The following is a 26,219-nucleotide window of genomic DNA, read 5'->3' as shown; positions in this document are numbered from 1 at the left end:
TGACTCCTCATCAATTATCGATGCTTGCTTTTGATGGTTTTGGTGTTTTTTACATTGCAGAAAATTACACATTTTAAAGGTGATTGGCTTGAGAATATGGCTAGGCGTAGTTTTGACATTTTGGGTGGCTGCATTCGCCCACTCTGCGAGTATTGCAGATGCTTTGTCATATAAGCGTACCTACACCCAGGCAGATGGTTTATCTCAAGCCACCGTTTATGACATCGAACAAGATTTAAATGGGTATATTTGGCTTGCAACACAGAGCGGACTAGACCGCTTTGATGGTTATTCTTTTGTAAATTTTGGCCTAGTGTCAAAAGACAAACAAGGGTTAAGCAGCTTACGCGTCCTGGATATCGAATTAGAGCAATCTACCGGTGATTTATGGGTGGGTACTGCCGGAGGCTTAAACCTAGTTGACGCCGATACCGCAGAAATTCAAGAGATATCTCTATCCTCGCAAGAGGGCGGTAAGCATAAACGCTTTAGTGCCATCCATTTTGACCAACAAGAAAATATGTGGATAGCGGCCGATGGCGAGCTGTTTGTAAGGCGCGCGAGTACAGGTACCATTGAGCAGATAAATAACCAAAATGCTGAACAGCAGACAGAAATATTTGAACTTAGCTCTGATGCAAACAATATTGTTTATATTGCCACTAATAATGGCATATACCGTTATCACTCTGATAGTGATCAATGGCTTAGCCCTCTGCAAATCGGCACTTTTATGTTTTCAGTCTTTATCGATGCAAATGGCGCTGTATGGGCAGGAAGCAATGGTCGAGGGCTATATCAGTTTGTTGTTGACAATGATGCGCTTGTTAGCCAGCAACACGTAGCTATCGAGCAGGGATTAGCCAATAATACTATTTACGACATCGAGCAAGATTCATCTGGCCGCTTGTGGGTAGCAACATCATCAGGTTTATCAATATTTGAAGACCCAAAAATTTTGCTGCCTACCTCTATGCGTAAGGATGATTCAGATAGTAAGTCAATTGTTAACTCCCTTTACGTGACTGAAGCTGATACGATTATTTATGGCACCTTAACCAACGGCTTTAGCACGGTTGCCCCAAATGCTTTGTTGTTCAGCCGAGTGCATATTCCTGAAAGTAAAACCACCTACTCGTCAGCCTTAGACACTGATGAGGTGCTCTGGGTCACGGCGCCAGAGGGTCTGTGGAAAGTAGGTTCCGACATGACCGTATTGGGGCTCTTGGACTTTGAAGCAGGCGACGAGAATGCTGGCTCGACCAATACTTTAATGAGTATTCATCATGTAAAAGCCGATGATATGCTTTGGATTGGAACGAGAGCGGGCTTAGCGAGACTAAACGAGGCAAAAGACTCGCTAGTTTCGGTTGGATTTTCAGGAGTGCCGATTTATGCAATTGATAGTGACGAGCAAGGCAATCTGTTTATAGGGACGGTTACCAACGGTGTCTATCATTACAATCCACAAAGCGGCGAGGTGCTTTCTCATTACAAAGTTGGACGTCCAATTAGCTTTCACGTTAGCAGCGAGAACAAAGTGTGGGTGGCCACTTTAGAAGGCTTGGTCAAAATAGACCCTATATTGAAGACTCATCATGTTTACGTGAATGACCCCGATGACCCGAAATCTCTGGCTCACAACATTTTAACCTGGGTGTCAGCATATCGCGAAAATCAATACTTTGTAGCGACGCAGGCAAAAGGTCTCTACCTGATGACGGAAGACCCACTTAGCAACGAGTTGTCTTTTGAGGCGCTATTTCCTGATACTGAAATCAGTTCAATTTCGATGGGCACAGTGGTTGAAGGTCAACTTGGTAACTATTGGATCACGACTACCAGGGGTATTATCAAAATTGACCAAACGCTTTCAAATATTGAGTTCTATGATAAATATGATGGCACCAGTTCTGGAGGGTACTTTATTGGTCCGCCTTCAGTGAACTCATCAGGCAGAATATTTTTTGCAGGATCTGATGGCATAACGCATTTCCACCCTTCAGAGGTCAAGCGGCCAGTTACAAAGCCGCCTTTGCATATAACTGCCATTGAAATTTTAAATGAAGATACCGGCAGACGAGAGATTAATGCCGACAGCCATGCGCTGACGCCGATAAAAGAACAGACACTAATGCTCAGCCATAGCGATATTATATTATCTTTTGAGGTTGCCGCTATTGAGCTATTTAGCCCAGAAAAGATCGAATATACCTATCGTTTAATTGGCTTTAATGATCAGTGGCAAGGGCTAGAGAGTGACAAACGTTCGATCACCTACACCTCTTTAAATACCGGTGAATACATTTTAGAAATAAAGGCCAGTAATCGCTATGGTCAATGGTTGAGTGAAGCGGTAAGACTGAACATTGTTGTTGCACCGCCGTGGTACTTCACTAAATTTGCAGTGGTATTTTGGTTGCTCTTGGCGGCTCTTGCGATATACACATATGCCAGATGGCGCTCACGTTCCCTATATTATCGCGCAGAGCAACTTGCAGCAGAAGTTGCCATCAAAACTAAAGACCTAAAAAAAGCGAATGATAAACTACGCCTGTTATCAAACCTTGATCCGCTTACTCAAATTTTCAATCGTCGAGGTTTTACCTATGAGGCTAAAAAGTATCTCAAAAATGCGGGTAGCGGTGATAGCGCGTTTTGTATAGTGCTCTTTGATTTAGATTATTTTAAGCGAATTAATGATGGTTTTGGCCATGATGTAGGAGATGAAGTTTTGGTCTCGGTTGCCGCTAAAATTGAATCGGAGCTGGGCGCCGATGACGTGTTCGGTCGCTGGGGCGGAGAAGAGTTTATTCTTTTGCTGAGGGTAAAAGATCTCGGTGCTGCCGTGAAGTTTGCTGATAATATTAGACGGGTCATTGCTAAAAAACCGTTTGAGGCTCAAGGTATCAAGGCGAATGTGACTTTATCTGGAGGGCTTGCCTTACTCGATAAGAGTAGCACTATCGACATCGCAATTAAGAAAGCCGATGTTATGCTTTATCAAGCTAAGCAAAATGGCCGCAATCAAATCTGTTCATCTTTGATTTAAGTTTGAAAACTTAGATCTGCTTTTACGCAAACAGTTTAAAATTTTCCGAAGTCCATCCAAATAGATTAGACTAAGACAATTGCGTGTTTTAAACGCAGCATCATTATCAATAGGAGAGTCTTGTGTCGGAAGTTGTTGCCATTAAAATAGAAAATAACGTCGCTACCATTACCATTCAAAACGGCAAAGTAAATGCTATTTCGCATGAAGTCATTGACCATATTAATCAAGCGCTCGACCAAGCTGAACAAGCCAAAGCGGTTGTCGTGATCACCGGAACTCCGGGTATGTTGTCGGCAGGTTACGATCTAAAGGTGATGAAAGAAAGCATGGATAAAGCGATGGAGCTTGTTCAGAAAGGTTCGACATTGTCTCGTCGTTTGCTATCTTTTCCTTACCCTGTGGTGGTGGCTTGCTCTGGACATGCGGTTGCAAAAGGGGCTTTCCTGCTGCTTTCGGCAGATTATCGAATTGGTGTGGATGGTGATTTTAAAATAGGGCTTAACGAAGTCGCAATTGGCATGAGTATGCATGACGCAGGCGTCGAGTTAGCTCGCGGGCGACTGGCTCCGGTGTTTTTTAACCGAAGTGTAATTTTAGCTGAGATGGTCTCGCCAAAAGATGCAGTAACTATGGGTTTTTTGGATAAAGTGGTAAGTGTCCAAGAGTTTCCTGCCTCGGTGAGTCATATTGCTCAGGCAATGACTAAGCTAGATATGAAGGCACACCGCAATACAAAATTAAAAGCCAGAGCTGAATTACTAACCATCTTAGATGTGGCAATTGAAAAAGATAAAACGGGTAGTCTATAGTGCTGGGCCGTGGCAAGGTTCATGAAGCATGAAAAACGCAATTAAAGCAGATTGACTCAAAGCAACACCAGAAGCGAGGAACTCAAGTTGATGGGTCTATTCCCTTATCCAGAGAAGTTGGCAGATGATGTCTACCGACCTACACTCAGAAATCTACAAATAGAGCTTCTAAAACTGCAGCACTGGGTCAAAGCTACAGAGCATAAAATCGTCATTGTGTTTGAAGGCATCGATGCTGCCGGCAAAGGTGGCACAATCAAGCGTTTCACCGATCACTTAAACCCTCGAGGGGCGCGTATTGTCGCCCTAAATAAACCCTCTGATACCGAGCGTAAACAATGGTATTTTCAACGATATGTTGAGCATTTACCTGCCGGTGGCGAAATCGTGCTGTTTGATCGCAGTTGGTATAATCGAGCCGGCGTAGAGAAAGTCATGGGTTTTTGCAGCGACAATGAGTATCAAGAGTTTATGCTGCAGGCGCCGCAATTCGAGTCGATGCTGGTGCGCTCAGATATCACCTTAGTAAAATTTTGGTTTGATGTGTCCCAAGACGTGCAAAAGGAACGTTTTGAAGCGAGACGGAACGATCCCCTTAAACGTTGGAAGCTAAGCGCTATCGACGAGGTTGCAATTGGTTTATGGGACGAGTATCAGCAAGCTAAACTGCATATGTTAACGACTACCGACACCGATAGTGCACCATGGACTATTGTCCGTTCTGACGACAAACGTAGAGCAAGAATACACAGTATAAAATACTTGCTGAGTCTTATTAACTATGAGAATAAGGACTCCGAGATTATTGGGGAAGTCGATCCGAATATAGTATGTAACGCGCGTCGATTGACAGGGTCTAATTAGTTTTAATTGTCTGAACCAATATTGCTCATATAGCAATCAACCTGCCTGTGTGAGTAACTCTGATTTATTCCTCGCGCACAGTTTTCCATGCGTCCTGATACCTTCTATTTGTTTTATTAATTAATTTGGTGAATTTGATATACGAAAACAAGTGTGATGGCCGGCGAGTCGTACAATAAATAAACAAATGTTAAAGCTATAAAGTGAGGCAGGGAGCCGATATTTGAAGTGCATTTGTGTATTTTTCAGTCTATATTAATTAAAAAATAACGCTAAGGACTAAGCATGGATACGTTTGACTACGTGATTGTTGCCCTAGGAGTTGCATTAATCATTATTGGTTTGCTGTTATTTATTGCCGGCAAACGTGAATCACAAAGCGGTAACCAAGTAGAAGGTTTTGGGATAAAACTGAATGTCAGTAACCCTTCTATCATTCTTATTGTATTTGGTATTGGCATGGTTTTGTTTCCGCGTTTGATGCCAAATAATACAGCGATTGTCAATCTCGCAGACACTCCACAGCTTAAAGATTCCCAGACAGGCAACACGCAGGTTGCGCAAAATCCAAACCCTCAAAACACTCCAGCGCCGGCACCTGCTTCCTCTAACGTATTTTTCCCGATGGGGATGTGGTACCTGTATCAATACGAAGAAAATGGGATTGATTTGTCTGGCACACTAGAGGGCAGCATGCAGTTTTCTGGGGTAACGGGTGGGCAGCAAAACTGGTCGGCGAGCTTGATGACGGTAGATGGATGGGGCAATGTCATTAATTATCAATACGCCGGTTTGATTCAATCTGTGCCGGGTGGGTATGTCATTGACACGCAAAGAAGCAATGATCCTAGCTTTGTGCCGCAAGGCCCAAGTAATCTGGTGCTAAAAATGGACAACCCTCAGTCATTGCATATGGAATACATGTTTAACGGCTCACAAATAATTTTGCATCTTTCCCAGTGAACACAGATCAACAAACGCATTGCGCCTCTCCCGCATAATAGTAATGTCGAGAATATTGAGTGAGCAAATGTTAGCTTCAATAGCATAAAGATTAGAGTCTAAGAGGGGGGTTTCTTGACATTTATCTCTTTAACTGGAAACCTAGACTCGCCATAACAATAAAAAAGGAACTAGCATGGGTATTATTTCGTGGATTGTATTTGGTTTGATCGCGGGTGTTATTGCTAAGATGATCATGCCCGGTAAAGACGGCGGTGGATTTATTATCACTACCTTATTGGGAATTGCAGGTGCCTTTGTAGGCGGTTGGGTGGGCTCAATGTTCGGTCTTGGAACCGTCGGTACATTTAGTCTAGGAAGCATGGCCACTGCAATTGTTGGTGCATTGCTACTGCTGTTTATTTACCGCCAGGTCAAAAAATAAGTCATATTGAACACATTTTTAAAACTCATTTAAAATGCCTCTTCCGACAGTAGAGGCATTTTTTTATATTCATTTATTGCCTCGCTTACATGTGCTTACTTGATTTAGCATTCATGATTTCTCACTTATGACTAATAATTGGCTAAGGTATAGAAAGTCACCTCATATTTTTTTACTTAAAAATGAAATCTAAAATAATAAAAATGGTATATATTTCAATGGCATAAATTTATTTTATAAATTGGTTTTTTATTGGCATTAAAAAATTAACTTATTGGTTGTCCAATTTTAACAAAATTGGCTGACAAATAGATTCTAATTGGTTAGTATTGATTTTTCGAAAGAAAGCTCTGCTAAAGTCAAAATCGTGACAAATTCGTTGGTAAAGGTAAGCTCGCATCACAAGTAATTGTGTAATAGGACAGCCTGCATTAGCTGAACACTTGGATGAGCGCCTTTCATAATCACAATGACACACCTCAAAATATTTAGGAGTTAGACATGACAAAACCTACTATTGGCTTTATAGGCCTAGGTCTCATGGGCGGAAATATGGTTGAGAATCTATTAAACAAGGGCTTTGAGCTTTTTGTAATGGATCTTAATAAAGAAGCAGTGGCCGCGGCCGTTGCCAACGGTGCTACAGAAGCCGCATCAGCGGCAGAGTTGGCAGCCGCCAGCGATATTATTATGCTCAGCGTCACCACCTCTAAGGTCGTCGAAAGTATCGTCTATGCAGAGAAAGGTATTTTAAGCGGTATTAAAGCCGGTGCAGTATTGATTGACTTTGGTACTTCTATTCCAGCCTCTACTCGTAAAATAGGTGCAGACTTAGCCAAGAAAGGCGCGGGTATGATTGATGCTCCGCTCGGACGCACCCCAGCTCATGCTAAAGACGGCCTCTTAAACATCATGGCTGCCGGCGACCAGGCGACCTTTAATAAGGTTAAGCCGGTGCTAGATCAGCAAGGCGAAAATGTGTTTTACCTTGGTGCCCTAGGGGCCGGACATACTACTAAACTGATTAATAATTTCATGGGTATGACCACTGTTGCTGCTATGTCGCAAGCCTTTGCAGTTGCTGATCGTGCTGGGGTAGACCGTCAGCAATTATTTGACATTATGTCTACTGGCCCATCGAGCTCACCATTCATGCAGTTTTGTAAAAATTACGCCGTTGATGGGGTGAGCGACTTAGGCTTTTCAATTGCAAATGCGAATAAAGATTTAGGTTACTTCTTAGAAATGGTAAAAGATCTTGGCACTCGAGCAGAAATCGCAGAAGGCACGTCAGCCAACCTAAATGCTGCGGTAGATGCCGGTATGGGTAACGGTAACGTACCTGAAATTTTCGATTATTTTCTTTCTCTGAATAAATAAATATTGAGCCCGTAGTCTGAAACTGCGGGCGAACATTACTCACAAATCTGAGGCTTACGCCTCTGTTTTCGTCTAAAAGGTACTTATAATGAGTCAAAGTAAACACTTTTCATTTGGCAATGAAACCGAAATTGAAGATATTGGTGGTGGCTTAAAACGACAAATGCTTGGTTATAACCACGAGTTAATGGCCGTGAAAATCTGGTTTGATAAAGGCGCAGAAGGCTATGTTCACGCCCATCGGCACTCGCAAGTTTCTCATGTTGTTGAGGGCGAGTTTCATGTCAATGTAGATGGTGTGATCAAAGTTTTAAAAGCTGGCGACAGTTTTTTTGTGCCGCCACATGTTGATCATGGCGCAGTATCACCTACAGGCGGCATCTTAATCGACACCTTTAGCCCTGCCCGCGAAGACTTTGTCGACGATTTATAGCATGCTATGCGCAATTTTAAATTGGTAATATCAACAGGCATTAATTGGTTGACTTAAAGCGCAACAATTGGTTACCATCTGGTTAGAATTCACAATTTGATAACAAATCAAAGCATGAGATTGCTAAAACACTCTAGCCTTTGATTTTATGGAGACCATAGATGTTGATGACCGGTAAAGTAGTAATTGTTGCTGGTGGTGGCCGAGATATCGGCGCTGCCTGTGCAATTGAACTCGCTGAGCAAGGCGCTTCAGTTTTGCTTACCTACCATTCCAGTGCTGATGGTGCAAATGCAGTTGTTGCAAAAATCAGTGCCGCAGGCGGCACTGCTATAGCCGTGCAGGCTGATCTGACTAAGCCCGATGATGTCAATTTGACGGTCAGTACTGCTCTCGACACTTTTGGTAAAATTGATTCTCTAGTGCATGTTTCTGGCGGTTTAATTGCACGCAAGACCATATCCGAAATGGATTTGAGCCACTGGAACAAGGTCTTAGAAGTCAACCTAACTTCCCTTTATCTTATGACGCATGCCGTGATCCCGCATTTGTCTGAAGGTGGCAGCATCGTAACATTCGCGTCGCAAGCAGCGAGAGACGGCGGCGGTCCTGGAGCCGTTGCATATGCGACGTCAAAAGGTGCGGTGATGACTTTTACTCGCGCTTTAGCAAAAGAGCTAGGTTCATCGGTACGAGTCAATAGCGTTTGTCCTGGCATGATTAGCACCGGCTTCCACGATACCTTTACCAATGATTCAGTTAGAACAAACGTGGCGGCTGCAACCGCTTTAAAGCGAGAAGGTAAAGCCGAAGAAGTTGCTAAGTTGGTTGCGTTTTTGACCAGTCCAAATTCTTCATATATGACCGGCACGAATATAGATATTAATGGTGGCTTACTGTTCTCGTGATCAGAATTTAGGCCTAAATCACCATCATTGCTCCCAAAAGGACATTACAAAAAGCATGGATGCTATTTTTTCTTTTCAATTACAAAGGCTATTTGCATGAAAAAGCTTACACGTATTGTGTCGTTCTACTTCGCGAGTTTTGTGCTTGCAATCACTATGTCTACAGTGCTTTTTGGCTGCAAACAAACGTCTAATGCTCTGCTCGACTCCGGCGATTATTCTGCCGATACTAACGGCGTGCTAGTCAAAACAATTGAAGAGTATGAAAGTGCAGCGAGTAACTTAGGCCCCGGCGACACCATAGTCATGGCAAACGGCGTATGGCGCGATGCTGAAATTTTGCTCAAAGGTGAGGGGACTGAAGGTAAGCCAATTAGATTGATGGCGCAAACCGAGGGTAAAGTAATTTTATCAGGTCAATCCAGCTTGAGTTTACAAGGGCGATATTTAGAAGTATCTGGGCTGGTATTCAAGGACGGTTACAGTCCGACCGGTGTGGTGATTGCTTTTAGGGGAGAGTCCTCTAAATACGCCTATCACTCAAGGGTGACACGTACTGTTATTGATGGCTTTTCGAACCCTGATAAGTTTAATTCAGATTCTTGGGTTGCTCTGTTTGGCAAACATAACCGTTTTGACCATAATCATTTAGTGGGTAAAAGCAATGCCGGCGTCACCATGGCAGTTAGGCTCAACTCATTGGAAAGCCAAGAAAACTACCATAGAATTGATTATAACTATTTTGGGCCAAGGCCGATTTTGGGCTCTAATGGCGGCGAAACCTTGCGTATCGGAACCAGCAAATATTCACTAAGCAACTCATTTACTACCGTAGAAAACAACTACTTTGACCGAGCAAATGGCGAAGTTGAAATAATTTCTAACAAATCGGGCAGCAATAGCTTTAAAAATAACGTTTTTTTTGAATCTCGCGGCACCTTAACCTTGCGCCATGGCAACAATAACTTAGTTGAAGGGAATGTCTTTCTGGGTAACGGGAAAAGTCACACTGGTGGTATACGCGTAATCAATGCTCAGCAAACTATTCGCAACAATTATATGGAAGGTCTCACGGGGATAAGATTCGGTGGCGGCTTTGTCATTTTAAACGGTGTGCCTAATTCGAGTATTAATCGCTATCATCAAGTAGATGGTGCAATCATTGAAAACAACACCATCGTTGGCGTAAGTAACATCAATCTAGCCGCTGGTAGTGATGCAGAGCGCAGTGCGGTGCCTATTAATAGTACCTTTAAACGCAACTTGGTAGTAAACGAATCTAGCCACCCATTTAAAATATTTGACGATGTTTCAGGGATTGTGTTTGCTGAAAACATAAGTACCTTGGCCGTGCCAGATACAATTGCATATGGTTTTGATGTGCAAGATGTTCAGCTCACCCGCAACGCAAATGGTTTATTGACAAGTGATATTGCGCTCTCAAAGCAAATCGGTGCTAGCTTGTTGGCCTTGCCAGTTAACAAAGACGACGTCGGCGTAAGTTGGTATCCAAAGCCAGGCCCGGTGGCAGAGTTTAATTCAGGTGATGTGGTGAAAGTTGCTACAAGCCAAGCATTAATGGATGCACTAAGTGAAGCAAGCTCAGGTGATCGAATAGAGCTTGAATCGGGCAACTACTCTTTAAATAAGCAGTTGCAAATTAGCACTATGGTTACGATTGCAGGTGCGGAAAATAGTGATGTAACTTTATTCCCAATGCGCTCCTTAACGTTCGAAATTGTCGATGGCGGTAGCTTATCTTTAGAAAATCTTGATATTAATGGCGAAAAATCTCCCGACTCGGCCGGTAATGTACTCATTCGAAATTCTCGTACGCCTACCTTGTTAAACTATCGTTTGGCCATTATTGGTGTAAACATTAGCAATCTTGACGTGAATCATTCCGCGCATGTTTTTGATTCCGGCTACAGGAGCTTAGCGGATGATATCCTCATCAAGGACAGTACCTTTACAAATATCACCGGTGATATTTTACGTTTGAATAAAGAGCAAGACGACCTCGGCATTTACAACGCGGAATACGTCACTTTCCAAAATTCGAGCTTTGATAATGTGCAAGGCGCCATAGCAAAAATATATCGCGGTGGCACTGATGAAAGCACCTTCGGCCCCCATTTCTTGTTTACGAATAACACCTTGAGCAACATTGGATTGGGTAAGCGTAATAAGTCGGGTGCTTCTATCTATCTGCATGGCGTTCAAGATACTGACATGATTGATAACACTTTTAATAGCAGTGCAGACATCATTATCGAGCATACGGTGGGTGAGCCACAGACATTAATTCAAAATAATCGCTTTAATGATGTGAAATTGCCGCTCGTGACCGAAGTATTCACCAAGGGTGAGTCGACAGCTGTATTGATTGATAATATTGAGGAAAGTTTATGAGTCTTATTAGGAAAGTTATTGGCATCGTGTTTGTATCGTGCAGCGTTGCTTCATTTAGTTCGGCAGTTGCAGCGGAATCGGCTTATCTTTTAGAGAGTGCCGACCAAGTTGCTGCAATGCAGCTTGCTATTGCCTCGCCTGGACGTTTTACAGATGAGTTTAACAAGCAACGTCAACGCATAGATGCGATCTTAGATGCGCTCATAAACATACCGGTCCCTGCAGATGCGGGAGGCGGTTATACACATGAAGTGCATAAGCAAAATTATGTAAATATGAGAATGGCTGGTCGTTTGTATTTGCTTACGCAAGATGACAAATACCTGAATTATGTAAAAAGTCATCTTAATGGCTATGCCGCCATGTACCCAAGCTTGCCTTTGCATCCTAAAAAGAAAGAGCAAACACCGGGTAAGTTATTTTGGCAAAGCTTAAATGAAGCGATGTGGCTAGTGCACGTTATTCAAGCCTATGACGCCGTGAAAGACTCGCTCAGTGCACAAGAGCAGCAATACATAGAAACACAGCTTTTTGAACCGATGGTCGACTATTTATCTGAGCAATCACCTGACACTTTTAACAAAGTACACAATCACGGCACGTGGGCAACCGCTGCAGTCGGTATGTCAGGTTACGTGTTAGACAAACCTGAGTGGGTTGAAAAGTCCTTATATGGTTTAGACTTGTCTGGTAAAGGCGGTTTTATGCGTCAGCTAGATGAGCTATTTTCACCACAAGGTTATTACAACGAAGGGCCTTACTACCAGCGTTTTGCCTTACTTCCCTTTGTCATTTTTGCGCAGGCGATCGACAACAACGAGCCTGAGCGTAAAATTTTTGAACATAGAGATGAGATCCTGACTAAAGCCACGAACGCGACCGTTCAGTTAAGCTATGGCGGTTTGTTTTTTGGGATTAACGACGCAATAAAAGATAAAGGTATCAACACCATCGAATTGGTTCACGGAATTGCGATTGCCTATAATCTTGATCCGCAAAGTGGTTTACTTAAGATTGCCGAGGAGCAAGATACAATTTTGCTAACAGGTTATGGCCTATCGGTAGCGCAGGCGCTAGACGAGCAAAAGCAAACGGCTTACCCTTTTGAGTCAATCGTCTTCTCTGATGGGCTCAATGGTGACGAAGGGGCATTGGTAGTGTTGAGACAAAATCAAAGTGAAGCGCACCAAACCTTAGTGTTTAAGGCAACTTCACAGGGTCTTGGTCACGGGCACTTCGATAAGCTCCATTACATGTTTTATAACCAAGGCAAAGAGATTGTCTATGACTATGGTGCAGCTCGCTTTTTAAACATAGAAGCGAAGTATGGTGGCCATTACCTGCCAGAAAACAACGCTTATGCTAAGCAAACCATTGCGCACAATACTCTAATAGTAGATGAGACGAGTCATTTTGATGGCAACACATCTACCGGTAATAAATATCATCCAGATATGCTGTTTACGGAGCTTGATGAGCATCTACAAATATCTTCAGCGAGCATGAGTAATGCTTACGACAATATTGTGTTTGATAGAACGATGGCATTGGTGAATGCACCATCAGGTAAAATATTTGTGATAGATATTCTTAATGTTGATTCACAAGGGCAGCATCAATATGACTTGCCAGTACATTTTTACGGGCAGTATATAGACAGCAATGTTGCGATGAATGCCAATACTACAACGCAGTCGCCCTTAGGCAGTCAAAATGGCTATCAGTACTTATGGTTGCAAGCCCAAGGTAAGCCAGTAGATGAGCTAGCGCGAGTGACATGGCTGAAAGACAGTACTTTTTACAGTCATTCTACGGTAGTTGAAAATGGGCAAGAATTACTGATGGTGCGCATTGGTGCCAATGATCCCAACTTCAACTTAATTGCTAATCAAGCCCTAATTAATCGCGTTAAAGGCGCGGGGGATCATCAGTTTTTAAGCGTGTTAGAAGCACACGGTGAATACAATGGCGCAAAAGAGTTCACGCGAGATGCCGCAAGCCAAATCACTGAGTTAAGAGATGTGAGCAACGAAACTTCTGAGGGATTAACGTTGATCAAGATTAGCTTTGGTGAGGCTGAACAATATGTGTTGGCAATCAATGCAAACGCAGCCAATGAACAAAGTAAAATGACCTTTGAATATGCCGGAAGCAATCATGTTATCACGGGTAATGCGGAGCTGTTGCAGCTTGCAAACTAAAAGTGGTCAAGGCGTAGCGTAAGCAAGGCCTTAGTCTTGCAGCAACACATACTAAAAAGGCTTGCCTGATTATCAGAGCAAGCCTTTTTATAGCGTTAAATAAAAACGCTTAGGATATCGCTATCGCCTGCTGACAAGCTCTTGTGATCGCATCCCACTGCTTGTTCTCTACCGCCGACTTTGGCACCATCCAAGTGCCGCCAACAGCGAATACATTTGGTTGCGCAAGATACGCGGCTTGATTGTCGGCATTTATTCCGCCGGTCGGACAAAACGATAAATCACCGAACAAGGAAGACACGGCTTTCAACATACCAACGCCCCCCGAAATTTCTGCAGGGAACAACTTCATTTGTTCAAACCCTAATTCAAGCAAGCACGCAATATCACTCAAGCTCGATACCCCGGGTAGACAGGGTTTGCCGCAGTTAGCTAGGGCGGCGCTTAAGGTCGGCGTTACCGCAGGCGTCACGATAAAGTCAGCACCCGCTTGTAAGGCGTCATCAAGCCGCGCTGTGTTGTAAACCGTGCCGATTCCTAGCACTAACTCAGGGAAGTTGCGCTTAATTTCGATGGCTAAATTAAGGGCCTGTTGGTTTCTTAGGACTACCTCTACCACATTTAAACCGCTTTTTTGCATTGCTCGGGTTACTTCTAGGCCATCTGCTATCGATTCAGCTTGAATGATCGGCAGCAGGCGCTGCTCAGAGAAAATACCTTTTATTGTTTCTAATGATTGCATGCTTTTTCCGTTTTCTATTTTTATAATGATTTTACTTAATTCGTTTTGATTAATTCGCAGCAACTACGCCTAATCAGGAGAGCTTTGCGCTTGCACAGCTTGATACAATTGAAGCGTGTGCAACACTATCGCGCTTAGTATTGTTAATGCATAAAACCACACTGCTATTTGGGGCTGTAACTAGATATTGCTTGCATAAACAGTGGCTTGGGCATTATGGCTCCGCGTGTTTCGATCACTTTCATTGCCGCATAGTTGGCCATAAGAACCGACTCTTTTGGCGTCTTTCCGCTGAGCCTTGCGCCAATATAGACACCGTTAAACGCATCTCCCGCGGAAGTGGTATCAACCACATTTGAGCTGCGCTCTATCTCAATAACTTTAGCGCCCTCTGGCGAAATAACGTGGACAGGGTCATGCCCTTGTTTAATGACTAATTCTGTAAAGTCATAATCTCGACAAAAGTCGATGCAGGCCTCTATAGAATCAATGCCATATAAAGCTTTAAAGTCGTCTAATCCCGGCAACAACCAGTCGCTTTGTTGATAGGCAATTTCAAACTGTGCTTTGGCCTCGCTCGCATCACCCCAAAGTAAGGGGCGATAGTTAGGGTCAAAAATTAAGCTTACGCCTTTGGCTTTTGCGGACGCTATAAACTGCCAAAACTTCTCTCTTTCAACATTATCTAAGATTGCAAGCGTGATGCCCGAAAAAAATATGTAAGCAAATGGATAGTCGCTATCTTCTTTTACTATATCTGGAAGTGAGCTCATCATGCGCTTTGCGGCACTATCATTGCGCCAGTAAATGAAAGAACGCTCACCATCTTCATCATTAAGGACCATGTAAGCGCCCATATGCTTATTTGACGACAAACCGATGTAAGAGGTGTCTATATCTTCACTTTTCACTTGAGAGATAAAGTCGTTGCTGAGCTTGTCTTGCCCAATGGCGGTCATAAAGTGCACCCGATTGCTTGGGAATGCTCTTTTTATGTAAACGCTCGTATTGTAGACATCGCCAGCGAAAGAGGTTTTTAATGAACCACTGTGTGTGGATACTAGCTCTAACATTGGTTCACCAATGAAAAGCAAATTCTCACGTTTAGTCATAGCGTTGCCTTATTTGAATGGTTTGAAAAAACGAGTGCTCAGCTGCCGCTCCAAACTCTGCGTAGTTAATTTACTTTTTGATTATTGGGTGTAAACTCAAGCATCTTGCACATAACACTTAATTAGCGTTAAGAGGTCAAGCCTACTTACAAGCAAAAAATAGACGCATATGTAATCAATATTTAGGATGAGTGTCAAACCATTTTTACCAAATGACATTACCAAAAGCATAAGAATTGGTAATATTAAACTAAAATGGTCTATGCACGGCGTTTAATAATTGCAGTTTTAATTGTATCATCAGGTTTGGCTATATCAGATGTAAAACAAAGCAAACTCAATTGGTGTTATCATCAGACAAGTAATTATACTGTTTTTACGTTTAGCTAAATTTTATTCAAAACGCGCCACATAATTGCGCGTAGTTAGAGCAAGGGTAACAAAATGAAGAATCGTCGGATGTTTTGGCAGATAGCTGAAAAAATAGAAGGTTTAATTGAATCAGGCTTGTATCCTCCTGGCAGTCGCTTGCCCCCAGAGCGAGAGTTAGCAGAAACCTTTAATGTTAGTCGGCCAACCATCAGAGAAGCGATTATTGCGCTAGAAGTAATGCAGCGCGTTGAGGTTAAAACAAGCTCTGGTGTTTATGTGCTTGAGAGCGTCAATGAAAAAGAAAAAGAAAGCGCAGCAAATGTGAGCGCTTTTGAACTCACGCAGGCTCGCGCGTTGGTTGAGGGTGAGGCTGCAGCGCTCGCTGCTATGTCGATTACTGAGCCAGAGTTAGATGCCTTGCAAAAAACCTTAGATGCCATGGAAAGTGGTATCGATGCTGAAAAAGCAGACAGAGAATTCCATCTTATTATTTCGAAGGCCACCAGAAACAATGCAATCTTAATTGCGGTAGAAAAGTTTTGGCATTTAAGAGACTCTCAGGCGCATATAAAAATAGCGTATTCCAGTGTGTGTAGCCAATCAGACAAGGATCGCCTTGAAGAGCATCGAGCGATATACTGCGCTCTTAAAGCACACGATACGCAGGCTGCAAGAGTTGCCATGCATGCGCATTTTCATCGCTTAATTAACTCATTGTTTGCAATGAGCGAAGCCAATGCCCTAGAAGAAGTTCGTAAAAAATCAAACCAAACCCGCGACCTATATTCATTAAAGCATTTGGTTGGTTAGCGCTTAATTTTTATTTGAAGCGATTCTAATGCCCGCATTTTTGCGGGCATTTAATTAATTTGTTGTTTGTGCAAGCTTTTGTGCACACAAATGCCTTGTTGTTTCCAGACTTTCTCTCAAATAAACCACTCTGAAGCTTTTCTTTTGTTATTGACTGCTTGTCTCGGTTTATACGCTAATGTGCAAATTTTGATAAGCGCGGTGTTAGCTACTAAGAATAAACCGCTTACTTTCTATTCTGTTGAATACTTCATTGTATTTTTAAACATTGATTGGTAATATCAAATTTACTTTTTGGTAACAACAAGATTATAAATTGGAAATAATCTATATATCCTTAGCGTTGCCAACTTATCTACAGCTAAAAGAGTCATAAGATGCCAGTTCATTATAAGATCCTACTATCCATACTCTTATTGGGGACCCTAGTCTCAAGCGCTGTTTTGCTATCAACGTCTCAAGTTGATTCAAAACTAACACTTCGCTTGGGGCATGCAGTCGATTTGGAACACGCAGTGCATAAATCATTGGTATATTTTCAACAGCAATTGAATGAAATGTCTGATGGTCAAATCGAGCTAGAAATATACGCCAGCGGCCAACTAGGCACAGAGCGCGATCTCATCGAATTGCTGCAGATTGGCAGCTTAGCAATGGCCAAAGTCTCCGTGGGTCCACTTGAAGCATTTGTTCCCGAGATGAAAGTATTTAGCTTGCCGTATGTTTTTGATGATGAAGCGCACTTTTGGAACACCATTAACAGCGACTTAGGAAACGAACTTTTATTGTCACCATTGGCGGTAGATTTGCGTGGACTTGCATTTTTTGACGCCGGCAGTCGAAGCTTTTATACCTGTCCAAAGCCAATTAGCTCTCCAGACGATTTAGCCGGTATGAAAATTCGCACTATGAAGAGTCAATCGGCGGTTGCCTTGATGAGAGAGCTAGGTGCTTCTGCGACCCCCATTTCATTTGGTGAGCTTTACACCGCATTGCAGCAAGGTGTGGTAGATGGTGCTGAGAATAGCCCAATTACTTACTATAAGGCTCGTCACTACGAAATTTGTAAAAACTTTACCTTAGACGAGCACAATACTATTCCGGGTATTGTGATGTTCAGCGAAAAGGTTTGGTCTGGTTTAAGCGCCGAGCAACAAAACTTGCTGAAAGCGGCCATTAAGAAAACGGTAATATTTCAACGCAAATTATGGGCAAGTGACACGCAGGTCGCTTTAGACGCTTTAAAAGCCGCTGGGATTAACATTATTTATCCTGATAAGGCGCCGTTTCAAGAGCGTGTGCAAGAGTTTAAAGACAGTTTTTCTGGAACTCCCGTCGGCGACATCTTAGATAAAATCGAGGCAAAACGATGAGTGCTTTTAATCGAGCTTTGAATGTATTAGACGCGTTGTTAAACCGTTTTTTACAATTTTTGTTAATCACCGTTACTGTTGCAGTGACATGGCAGGTTTTTTCTCGATACGTGTTAAACGATCCTAGTTCATTTACGGAAGAGCTCGCACGATTTCTGCTTATTTGGATTACCTTATTAGGCTGTGTGCTGGCCTATCGCCATAACAACCATCTTGGTCTAGACATGATCTACAGCCAAGCCAGTGAGCCTTATCGCAAAGTAATGTATTTTATTATTCATGGTTGTGTAGGGTTATTTGCGGTGTGCGTAATGATCATAGGTGGGTATCTGTTAATGAATATGACCGACAAACTTGGGCAATCGTCTCCTGTGATGGGCATAGAGATTAGCTGGGTTTACTCCGTAGTACCGCTGAGTGGAGTCTTAATTTTGATATATTCGCTGAACGCGCTTATTTTTCCGCAATCCATTCCCGACGCTCTAGAGGAGTAGAAACAATGACCGTTATATTTTTACTGTGCATTTTCTTTTTACTACTCTTTTTAAATGTACCTATTTCATTCGCGATTGGATTGTCAACGCTCTTGTTTATGGTCACTGCAATTGACTTTTTCCCGGCAGTTGCCACCGTCGCTCAACGCATGACCAACGGCGTTAATAGTTTTGCGCTAATGGCCATCCCATTTTTTATTTTGTCGGGTCAAATTATGGCTCAGGGCGGAATAGCAAAAAGATTAATTAATTGCGCGATGGCTCTGCTCGGTGCTTTGCCCGGTGGTTTGGCGCTGGTCAATGTATTGTCTTGCACCCTATTCGGGGCGATTTCAGGTTCGGCGGTTGCGGCTACCTCGGCTATTGGCAGTTTTATGGTGCCGCAGATGAAAAAGGCGGGCTATAGTCCTGAGTTTTCAGCATCTATTACCGCTGCAGCTTCAACTACTGGTTTATTAATTCCACCCAGTAATATTTTGATCATATATGCGATTGCAAGTGGTGGAGTGTCTATATCAGCCCTATTCTTAGCGGGCTACATCCCAGGTTTACTGGTTGCTTTAGTCTTGATGATATTCTGCGTTATTTATGCAAAACACAAAGGATTCTCTGCGTCAGAGCGCCTACCTTTGAAGGTTGTGGCGATGCATGTTTGGCAAGCTGTGCCGAGCTTGGCGCTGATATTTATTGTGATGGGTGGTATCATTAGCGGTGTGTTTACGCCTACCGAAGCCGGTGCTATCGCGGTGCTTTATGCCCTTGCTTTAGCGGCGGGAGTCTATCGAGAGGTAGACATGGCTAAGTTCAGTGTGATCCTGACTAAAACAGTTGAAACAACAGCAATAGTGCTATTTTTGATAGCTACCTCATCAGCATTATCGTGGGTCTTGTCCTATGAGAATATTCCACAAGAACTCACCAACGCCTTGCTTACCATTAGCGAAAACCCATTGATGATTCTGCTCATTATCAATTTAATCTTGCTGCTGATTGGCGCATTTATGGATATGACGCCGGCGGTCTTAATCTTTACTCCGATATTTTTACCCATTGCGGTGTCACTCGGTATTGATCCACTGCAGTTTGGTATAATGATGATCTTGAATTTATGTATTGGCCTGTGCACTCCACCGGTGGGCGCAATCCTGTTTGTAAGTTGTGCAGTTTCCAATACTAAAATTGAGAAGATGGTTAAGCCGATGTTGCCCTTATATGTCGGCATGATAGTAGTGTTAATAATGGTCACGACGTTTCCATCAATTAGTACCTATCTACCGGGCTTGCTTGCGCCTTAAATTTTTTTGCAAGACTGTCGCTCCTCTAATGAACAAGGCACCGTTATCTATGTATTGCGGTGTCCTCTTCATATTACACCCTATCAAAGCTGATAGTTAAAGGTTGCGTTAGTCAGGCTCCTGCTCAATTAGTTGTACTTCGATATGCTGGGATATAGGATAAACCGGCGGGCCAAATTGGTTGCTCACCGCAACATCAGCAGCATCACGACCATAACCAATTGCCACATATCCACCGGTAAGTTCAGTTTGGGTGGCATCAAATGTATACCAACGGCCACCCACATATGCTTCAAACCACGCATGTAAATCCATCGGGCTCAATTCATATAGGTAGCCAACTACGAGTCGAGCCGGAATGCTTAAGCTGCGGCATAAGGCGATACCTAGATGCGAAAGATCTCGGCACACCCCTGACTGTCTTTGATTTACTTCCACCGCAGAAATTGGAATTTCGCTACTCCCAGGAATGTAGCTAATAGACGCGCGTAACCAAGTTTCAATAGCCCAAACTTGGTCGTAACCCATCTGATAACCGGAGGTAATAGCGCTAGCCATGTCGGTAAATTTTTCTGATTCACAATAGCGGCTTGGTAATAAGTAACTTAGCACGGTATCGGGTAAATTTTGAACCTCAACAAAAGGTGCGCCGGGAGAGCGATCAATATAGTCTGCGGTCATCACATCGGCACTTGTATGCACCGAAAAAGGACCGGGTGGCGCCACTAAACGCTGACAAAGATTGCCGTAGATATCGGTAAATTCATACACCGGTACACTGGGTTTTATTTTATATTCTTCGCGCGCTATCCACTGATGATAACCACTGCGAGGTCGCAACATTAAAATGAAAGGAGTTGGTACATATATGTCGAACGTTAATTCGCAACTCGTGCGTAACCACATGGGTAAAATCCTTATTAATTGAGTAGCGAGGTAAAAGGGCAGCCGGCTAAATTATTTTTGCCGATGCTAAAGTTATATTCACTACTTAGGCTAACATAAAAGAGCTTAATAGCCGCACTGTTTGGACTTAAAACAAGGTCCTTTACCTTGCTTAAGGTCTGCAGTCAGCACAGGTTTTCGTATCTAATGGGAGAGTATAAGAGGGCTAATCGCGTTAAATTTACTGTTAAGCTGCCCTATCAGCATCTAGGGCGCTCAACAGGATTGTACTAACTTGACAAAATATCGAGGGTTTCTTGCATATCATCAAGACGTTTAGTCAAGGCATCGATTTGCTCTTCTAAGCGCTTGATTCTGTTTAGCGCTTCCTCTAAGCCAATGACAGCGCCATTAGGCAATCCGGCGCTTTGAGCGGGCAACGAGCTGTTTGTTCCCCCAGATGCTTGCAAACCTTCGTTACCGCAGAATAAATGCGCATATCGTGCTTCACGCTTGCCGGGCTCACGCGGGAGCTTCACGACCAGAGTGTCACCATTGAAATTACTTAACTCGCTTAAACATGCTTCAAGCTCATTAACGTTGGTAAAGTCAGCAAGCCGATTGGTGCGTGTGCGCAGCTCCCCAGGTGTTTGCGGCCCACGCAGTAAAAGTACGCATATAATGCCGAGCTGCTGAGGACTGAACTTTAAGGAACTAAATTCGGTATTACAAAAGCGGTGCTTATATTTGACTACCCGACTGCCGCTGCTTTGGTGTTCAAACAGCAGGTTTTTATCAGCCAGTTCATCAAGGATGTTTTGCACATCGCTTTCAGTTAATTGCATGATGGGCTCTCGGCTACTTTTTTGGTTGCAGCCTAAGGTCAATGCATTTAGCGATAGTGGATATTGGTCTGGCGTGGTGATTTCTTTTTCTATCAACACACCAATCACACGGGCTTGATCAGAACTCAATTGGATAAGCAAAATTTGTCTCCTCTTAGCGCAAAGTAGCAGATAATTCGACGCTCACTGGACAATGATCTGAGCCATGAATGTCGTTATGAATGCCTGCCCCAGATATTTGTGTACTCAACTGCGGTGAAACTAAAAAGTAATCTATTCTCCATCCTACATTACGCTCACGTGCACCGGCCCTGTAGCTCCACCAGCTGTATTTAACGGTATCGGGGTGCATATGTCTAAAGGCATCGATGTAGCCGGCAGCGGTGAGCTTATCAATGCCGTCTATTTCTTGTTGCGTATACCCTGCGCTTTTATTGTAGTTGGCTTTTGGGCGGGCTAAGTCGATGTCTTTGTGAGCGACGTTTAAATCACCGCACACTATCACGGGCTTTTGCAGCTCGAGGTCTTTGATATAGGCTAAAAAGTCTGTATCCCACTGCTGGCGATAAGTTAAACGTCTCAAATCATTGCCCGAGTTAGGTGTATACACAGTCACTAAATAAAAGTCGGTGAACTCAGCACAAGTGACGCGGCCCTCTTGATCATGCTCTGCAATGTTGATATCAAGCGTTACATTGGTCGGCTTCACCCGTGAAATGATGCTCGTGCCTGAATAGCCTTTTTTGACCGCCGAATTAGTATAAATATGGTATCCATCAAGCTCTTCTAAAGCCTCGGCTACCTGGTCATCTTGTGCTTTGGTTTCTTGTAGGCATAACACATCACAATCTAATGCCCTAAGCGACGCAAAAAAGTCTTTTTTGATGGCCGCTCGAATGCCATTAACGTTCCAAGATACAAGCCTCATATTATTCTCCGCAAAAGTAACGTTAAGTATGTTTTGCGGTATTGTATCGTATCCAATTTAATTTTTTGCCACTATCAGATTTCTACCGTCTTCTTTAGCTTGATATAGGTTTTCGTCCGCTTTTGCTAATAGACGTTTTGCTTCGTCTTGATCGCTAACTAAGGCGCCTGACAAACCAATGGAAGTCGTAAATGAAATAGTATGCTCGTGGCTTTGCACTTTTAAGGCTTGTACGGCATCTTTTAGTTGATGCAGTGCTAAAGCAACATTGCTATGTGAATCGATACTAGCTAAAGCAAACTCTTCGCCTCCGTAGCGACAAACTATGTACTCAGGGTTTTTAAACTTTTCGGCTAAAATTTTTGCAAAGGCTTTAAGGCAGTCGTCTCCTGCCATATGCCCATAGGTATCATTCACTTTTTTGAAGTTGTCCAGATCAATGAGGGCTAAATGTAATTCGATATTTTTTGTATTTGCAATATCAATAAAATCGTCTAGTTTATTTTCAAAAGCATAGCGATTTGGTAAGCCTGTTAGTCCGTCGACATTCGTTTTTTGCTCTAGCTCACGCCCGGTTTTGTCAAGAAGTACTAAAACTTCTTCGAGTTGAATGGTCTGTGCCTTGACCTCTTTTTCAAGCTCAATTTGAGCGTTCTTTTTTAACGCAACCACTTCATCTTTTGATTTAATGGCTGCTGCTTGTTCTGCAATTGCGATTTTTCGATGATTTGATTCCGCATCAATATTTGCCTTATGTCGATATATCAATGCGACTGCCATAATTTGTGTTTGTAAATAAAAGCCGATAATGATTGGAAAAATGGGCTGGATTGGTAAGGTAAAAAAATTAAGTCTATCTAATACAGCAACACACACTGATACAAATATAACGGCCCAGATAAGTGTTGAAATTTTGGCGTTTTCAATTTTTTTGATGGTCAGCGTTAGCATTAATAGAAACATGACCACGCCGCACACAGAAATAAGCAATATTGCAAATTTTATAATGCTGACATCGCGGGTAATAAGCAGGGCCAGGATGGTTATGCCGAAAAGATAAATTAGCCCAGTTACTACTTGGGCATAGTTTTTGGGGATAGTATTGAAAATCGATAGGGTAAATTTGGCCAATATCCCAAGGCTCAGGCATGCCGATATTGTGGCAGAAACAGACTGGAAGCCGATGTTATCTGTCCACAGCATCTGATATCCAAGGCTGGTCAAAGAGACGATGTGAAAGGAAAAGCTGATCAGAAAACAAGCAAACCAAAATGCGCCTCGCTGGCGTGTCGTCGAATACATTAAAATGCTGTAGCACGTTAGTGCAAATACATACCCCAGTAATATTGCGATAAACAGCACTACTGTGTCATTAAAATTGAGAAAATCGTTTACCGTCCATAAACTCATTTCCAGATTAATGCTTATATTTGAGCTACCCTGAATATACACTGTGTAATCGCTGATATTCGGCGGTAATGGAATAATTGCGCTTGGCAGCGAAACGGGTCTGTTGCTAAATGAAACAGCGTCGCCAACCGCGATTGGGTCGGTAATGACTTTTTCTGAACCTTCTTTATGCACAAAGTACACAACAAAACTATCGAGTAGTGGGTCGTTTACTCTGATGAGACTGTCTTGAAAAGACGCCTCAATGGGTGGTTTGAATTTAATCCATACTTGTTCAGTTGAGCCGGGGAACACCAATGTATTGGTCGGCACCCAGTCACGGTCGGCGGCATTAATTGCTTGCTCAAAATCAATATTACGGCCGGGTAACTGTAGTTGATAGTATTGCTCGACGACAAATGAACCTGTGGATTGCAAGCTTATATGATAAATAGCATAGCAGGACATAAATGTGCTTGTTAACGCGATAGCATAAATTAGCCAGTTTCTTGTGGAACTATAGCGGCTCTTTTGTAGCGGCTTAGATGCCCTTAGCATTCATCTACCCTCACTAAATTTCGGCCATCATTTTTTGCTTGATACAGCATTTTATCTGCACAGGCGAATAGGCTAGATGCACTAGTGCTTTGGCTAATAATGCCGGAGCAACCTCCTGCGCTCACAGTAAAAGACAGTTTCTGGCCTTCAAAGCGAATAATTTTGCGCTCTGCGGCAAGCCTGACGCTTTCTAAAATTTTCGATAAACCTTGGGCATCGGTATTTGGCAATACTAATACAAATTCCTCGCCCCCATAGCGGCATATAATATCGGTAGGGCGCTTTACTAATTGTTTGAGGGTCGCAGCGAAGCTTGTTAAGCAATGATCACCGCATAAATGACCGTAGTTGTCATTTACCCGTTTAAAGAAATCAATGTCTATCACCGCAACTGCTAAAGGTACTTTTTCTCGAGCGCTTCTTGATGCTTCGTTATGGTAGTGTTCATCAAAATAATGCCGGTTCATCAGTCCAGTTAGGGTATCTTGTGAACTGAGTGCTGTGAGTACTTGATTCCTTTCTGCCAGCTTATAGAGGGTTTTACTTAATTCTATTTTGCGCTCGGCAATGCGGTTTTTCAGGTCGAGTTCGTTTTCAGTTTGTTGAACGATGAGTTCATCTCGAGCGCTAATCGCTTCTTCTTGTTTTGCCATAGCCAGTATCTTTGCGTTGGTAACGTTGGTCGTTTGTTCGTTGTATTTAACCGCTAAAGAAAATGACAATAATAGCGCCTCTAGAATCCCGCCTACTGCAAGCATGTATGCACCGTTGATATCGGTATTTAAGATCCCCGCAGATTGCAGCGCTACCATCATGCCCGCAAACAGCAGTACCGCCCATGAACTGCAATAAAGTTTGTGGACTAAGGTGCCGGAAAACGCGATGTATAGACCGCTAAGAAATACAATCGGTGCTGCAACAATAAGTATCAGCAGAAAGCTAGGAAGTACTATTGAATATGGTAGGACAAAACAAGCAAGCACAATCAATCCAAAAACGACAATGATGGATTTGTGAAGCTTGTAAAGACGTAGTGATTTTTCTTTAAGGTTTAGTAAACCAACCGACAGACTTAAAATAGACATCATCGTCAAGCTAACAAATAGCACCACGCTATATTCTTGTAGCCATAAGTTGTTGGGCCACAAAAATTGAAAGCCAAAACCATGTAGACTTGCCACACCCAAGATAACGCTCAAAGAGTAACAAGTGTAAATCAAAAAGTTGACGTTTTTGGTGATTGCAAAGATTGCAAAGTTACTTAAGATCATCGCCAAAATATAGCCAAAAAATAAACCCATAAACCCTTTATACAGGGCAGAGAATTCAACAAATTCTAATTTGTCCCATTTTTCAATTGGGACTTTTAACGAACCGTCGCTGCTGGCCTTGAGCAGCACAAAGACATCTTCTTTTAGCAATGGAATGTCAACAATCAGTTGTTCATGATCCACAGGTCGCTCACTAAATGCTCGCTGATCACCTAGGATATGATAGGAAAGTGGAGAAGGGGAGTGTTCCCCTGCAGTTAAATCTGCATGCTTGAAAAACCAAATTTCAACGGTATCGATTGCCGAGTAACTGATCCTCAAAATACGCTGGCGTTCATTGGTATCTCGCGAAATAATAGCCCTTAACCAGAAGGCCGAGTCGGATAGTCCAAATTCAGGAGCATGGATATCTTGCCAAGCGTCATTTTGCAAGGTCAGAATGCTAGGTATGGTTGCGACCTGCAGTTGGTCCTCAAAGTAGCTTATGGAAAGTTGCTTTGCGTGCTCGTTGCTCTCTTGAGAAATCTTTAACGGGAGAATCGCCAATGCACCAAAAAACAAGACCACTACACTTAGCAGTCCAATAATAGAGCTCGTTTTTTGATTGGCTAATAGATTCAAATTACATCGCTAAGTCACAACGGTTATTAGGCATATCGGCAATACGTGCGCGATATATGAGTATCATTAAACATA

At 42.9% G+C, this 26,219-nt stretch carries 21 protein-coding genes; 14 read left to right on the top strand and 7 right to left on the bottom strand.

Going from position 1 to position 26,219, the window contains the following annotated elements:
• Positions 1-88 precede the first annotated feature (88 nt).
• From AB9H30_RS11160 to AB9H30_RS11115, 10 genes are all read left to right on the top strand, one after another.
• On the top strand, positions 89-3,052 hold the full coding sequence (locus tag AB9H30_RS11160) for a diguanylate cyclase (protein ID WP_371194746.1): 2,964 nt from the start codon (positions 89-91) through the stop codon (positions 3,050-3,052).
• Positions 3,053-3,174: 122 nt separating this feature from the next.
• Entirely contained in the window at positions 3,175-3,864 is a 690-nt protein-coding gene (locus AB9H30_RS11155) for a crotonase/enoyl-CoA hydratase family protein (RefSeq protein ID WP_371194745.1), read from the top strand.
• A 90-nt stretch (positions 3,865-3,954) separates the two neighbouring features.
• The gene (gene ppk2, locus AB9H30_RS11150) at positions 3,955-4,728 is read left to right on the top strand and encodes a polyphosphate kinase 2 (RefSeq protein ID WP_371194744.1); all 774 of its coding nucleotides are present in this window, start codon (positions 3,955-3,957) and stop codon (positions 4,726-4,728) included.
• A 285-nt stretch (positions 4,729-5,013) separates the two neighbouring features.
• Positions 5,014-5,691 (top strand): hypothetical protein, encoded by a 678-nt coding sequence (locus AB9H30_RS11145; protein WP_371194743.1) that lies wholly within the window; start codon positions 5,014-5,016, stop codon positions 5,689-5,691.
• 175 nt (positions 5,692-5,866) lie between these two features.
• The gene (locus AB9H30_RS11140) at positions 5,867-6,115 is read left to right on the top strand and encodes a GlsB/YeaQ/YmgE family stress response membrane protein (RefSeq protein WP_371194742.1); all 249 of its coding nucleotides are present in this window, start codon (positions 5,867-5,869) and stop codon (positions 6,113-6,115) included.
• Positions 6,116-6,616: 501 nt separating this feature from the next.
• On the top strand, positions 6,617-7,495 hold the full coding sequence (locus AB9H30_RS11135; RefSeq protein ID WP_371194741.1) for an NAD(P)-dependent oxidoreductase: 879 nt from the start codon (positions 6,617-6,619) through the stop codon (positions 7,493-7,495).
• A gap of 88 nt (positions 7,496-7,583) precedes the next feature.
• A complete protein-coding gene (locus tag AB9H30_RS11130; RefSeq protein ID WP_371194740.1) occupies positions 7,584-7,928 on the top strand; it encodes a cupin domain-containing protein in 345 nt (114 codons plus the stop codon).
• A gap of 161 nt (positions 7,929-8,089) precedes the next feature.
• Positions 8,090-8,836, top strand: a complete 747-nt coding sequence (locus tag AB9H30_RS11125; protein ID WP_371194739.1) for an SDR family NAD(P)-dependent oxidoreductase — start codon at positions 8,090-8,092, stop codon at positions 8,834-8,836.
• Positions 8,837-8,932: 96 nt separating this feature from the next.
• The gene (locus AB9H30_RS11120; RefSeq protein WP_371194738.1) at positions 8,933-11,248 is read left to right on the top strand and encodes a polysaccharide lyase 6 family protein; all 2,316 of its coding nucleotides are present in this window, start codon (positions 8,933-8,935) and stop codon (positions 11,246-11,248) included.
• On the top strand, positions 11,245-13,449 hold the full coding sequence (locus tag AB9H30_RS11115) for a heparinase II/III family protein (protein ID WP_371194737.1): 2,205 nt from the start codon (positions 11,245-11,247) through the stop codon (positions 13,447-13,449). The genes AB9H30_RS11120 and AB9H30_RS11115 overlap by 4 nt, the downstream gene beginning before the upstream one ends.
• 109 nt (positions 13,450-13,558) lie before the next feature.
• On the opposite strand, the gene eda is transcribed toward AB9H30_RS11115, so the two are convergent.
• Entirely contained in the window at positions 13,559-14,191 is a 633-nt protein-coding gene (gene eda, locus AB9H30_RS11110) for a bifunctional 4-hydroxy-2-oxoglutarate aldolase/2-dehydro-3-deoxy-phosphogluconate aldolase (protein ID WP_371194736.1), read from the bottom strand.
• A 164-nt stretch (positions 14,192-14,355) separates the two neighbouring features.
• On the bottom strand, positions 14,356-15,303 hold the full coding sequence (locus tag AB9H30_RS11105) for a sugar kinase (RefSeq protein WP_371194735.1): 948 nt from the start codon (positions 15,301-15,303) through the stop codon (positions 14,356-14,358).
• Between the two features lie 444 nt (positions 15,304-15,747).
• On the opposite strand from AB9H30_RS11105, the gene AB9H30_RS11100 reads away from it, so the two are divergent.
• From AB9H30_RS11100 to AB9H30_RS11085, 4 genes are all read left to right on the top strand, one after another.
• Positions 15,748-16,485, top strand: coding sequence for a FadR/GntR family transcriptional regulator (locus AB9H30_RS11100; protein WP_371194734.1), 738 nt, complete (start codon positions 15,748-15,750; stop codon positions 16,483-16,485).
• A 377-nt stretch (positions 16,486-16,862) separates the two neighbouring features.
• Positions 16,863-17,858 carry a TRAP transporter substrate-binding protein gene (locus tag AB9H30_RS11095; RefSeq protein ID WP_371194733.1) on the top strand — a complete coding sequence of 332 codons (996 nt, stop codon included), beginning with the start codon at positions 16,863-16,865 and terminating at the stop codon, positions 17,856-17,858.
• A complete protein-coding gene (locus AB9H30_RS11090) occupies positions 17,855-18,352 on the top strand; it encodes a TRAP transporter small permease (protein WP_371194732.1) in 498 nt (165 codons plus the stop codon). The genes AB9H30_RS11095 and AB9H30_RS11090 overlap by 4 nt, the downstream gene beginning before the upstream one ends.
• Before the next feature lie 5 nt (positions 18,353-18,357).
• Positions 18,358-19,647, top strand: a complete 1,290-nt coding sequence (locus AB9H30_RS11085; RefSeq protein WP_371194731.1) for a TRAP transporter large permease — start codon at positions 18,358-18,360, stop codon at positions 19,645-19,647.
• Positions 19,648-19,755: 108 nt separating this feature from the next.
• Here the strand turns inward: AB9H30_RS11085 and AB9H30_RS11080 are convergent, their stop codons facing one another.
• From AB9H30_RS11080 to AB9H30_RS11060, 5 genes are all read right to left on the bottom strand, one after another.
• Positions 19,756-20,553, bottom strand: a complete 798-nt coding sequence (locus tag AB9H30_RS11080; protein WP_371194730.1) for a transglutaminase family protein — start codon at positions 20,551-20,553, stop codon at positions 19,756-19,758.
• A 269-nt stretch (positions 20,554-20,822) separates the two neighbouring features.
• The gene (locus tag AB9H30_RS11075; protein WP_371194729.1) at positions 20,823-21,518 is read right to left on the bottom strand and encodes a YceH family protein; all 696 of its coding nucleotides are present in this window, start codon (positions 21,516-21,518) and stop codon (positions 20,823-20,825) included.
• Positions 21,519-21,531: 13 nt separating this feature from the next.
• Positions 21,532-22,305, bottom strand: a complete 774-nt coding sequence (locus tag AB9H30_RS11070; RefSeq protein WP_371194728.1) for an exodeoxyribonuclease III — start codon at positions 22,303-22,305, stop codon at positions 21,532-21,534.
• 57 nt (positions 22,306-22,362) lie between these two features.
• Entirely contained in the window at positions 22,363-24,252 is a 1,890-nt protein-coding gene (locus tag AB9H30_RS11065) for a diguanylate cyclase (protein WP_371194727.1), read from the bottom strand.
• Positions 24,246-26,144 (bottom strand): diguanylate cyclase, encoded by a 1,899-nt coding sequence (locus tag AB9H30_RS11060; protein WP_371194726.1) that lies wholly within the window; start codon positions 26,142-26,144, stop codon positions 24,246-24,248. Before AB9H30_RS11060 ends, AB9H30_RS11065 begins: the two co-directional genes overlap by 7 nt.
• Positions 26,145-26,219 lie beyond the last annotated feature (75 nt).

This window comes from Glaciecola sp. SC05 (assembly GCF_041380235.1).
Classification (GTDB): Bacteria; Pseudomonadota; Gammaproteobacteria; order Enterobacterales; family Alteromonadaceae; genus Glaciecola.
Note: the sequence above shows the minus strand (reverse complement) of the source record. Positions and strands in the feature narration are given on the sequence as shown.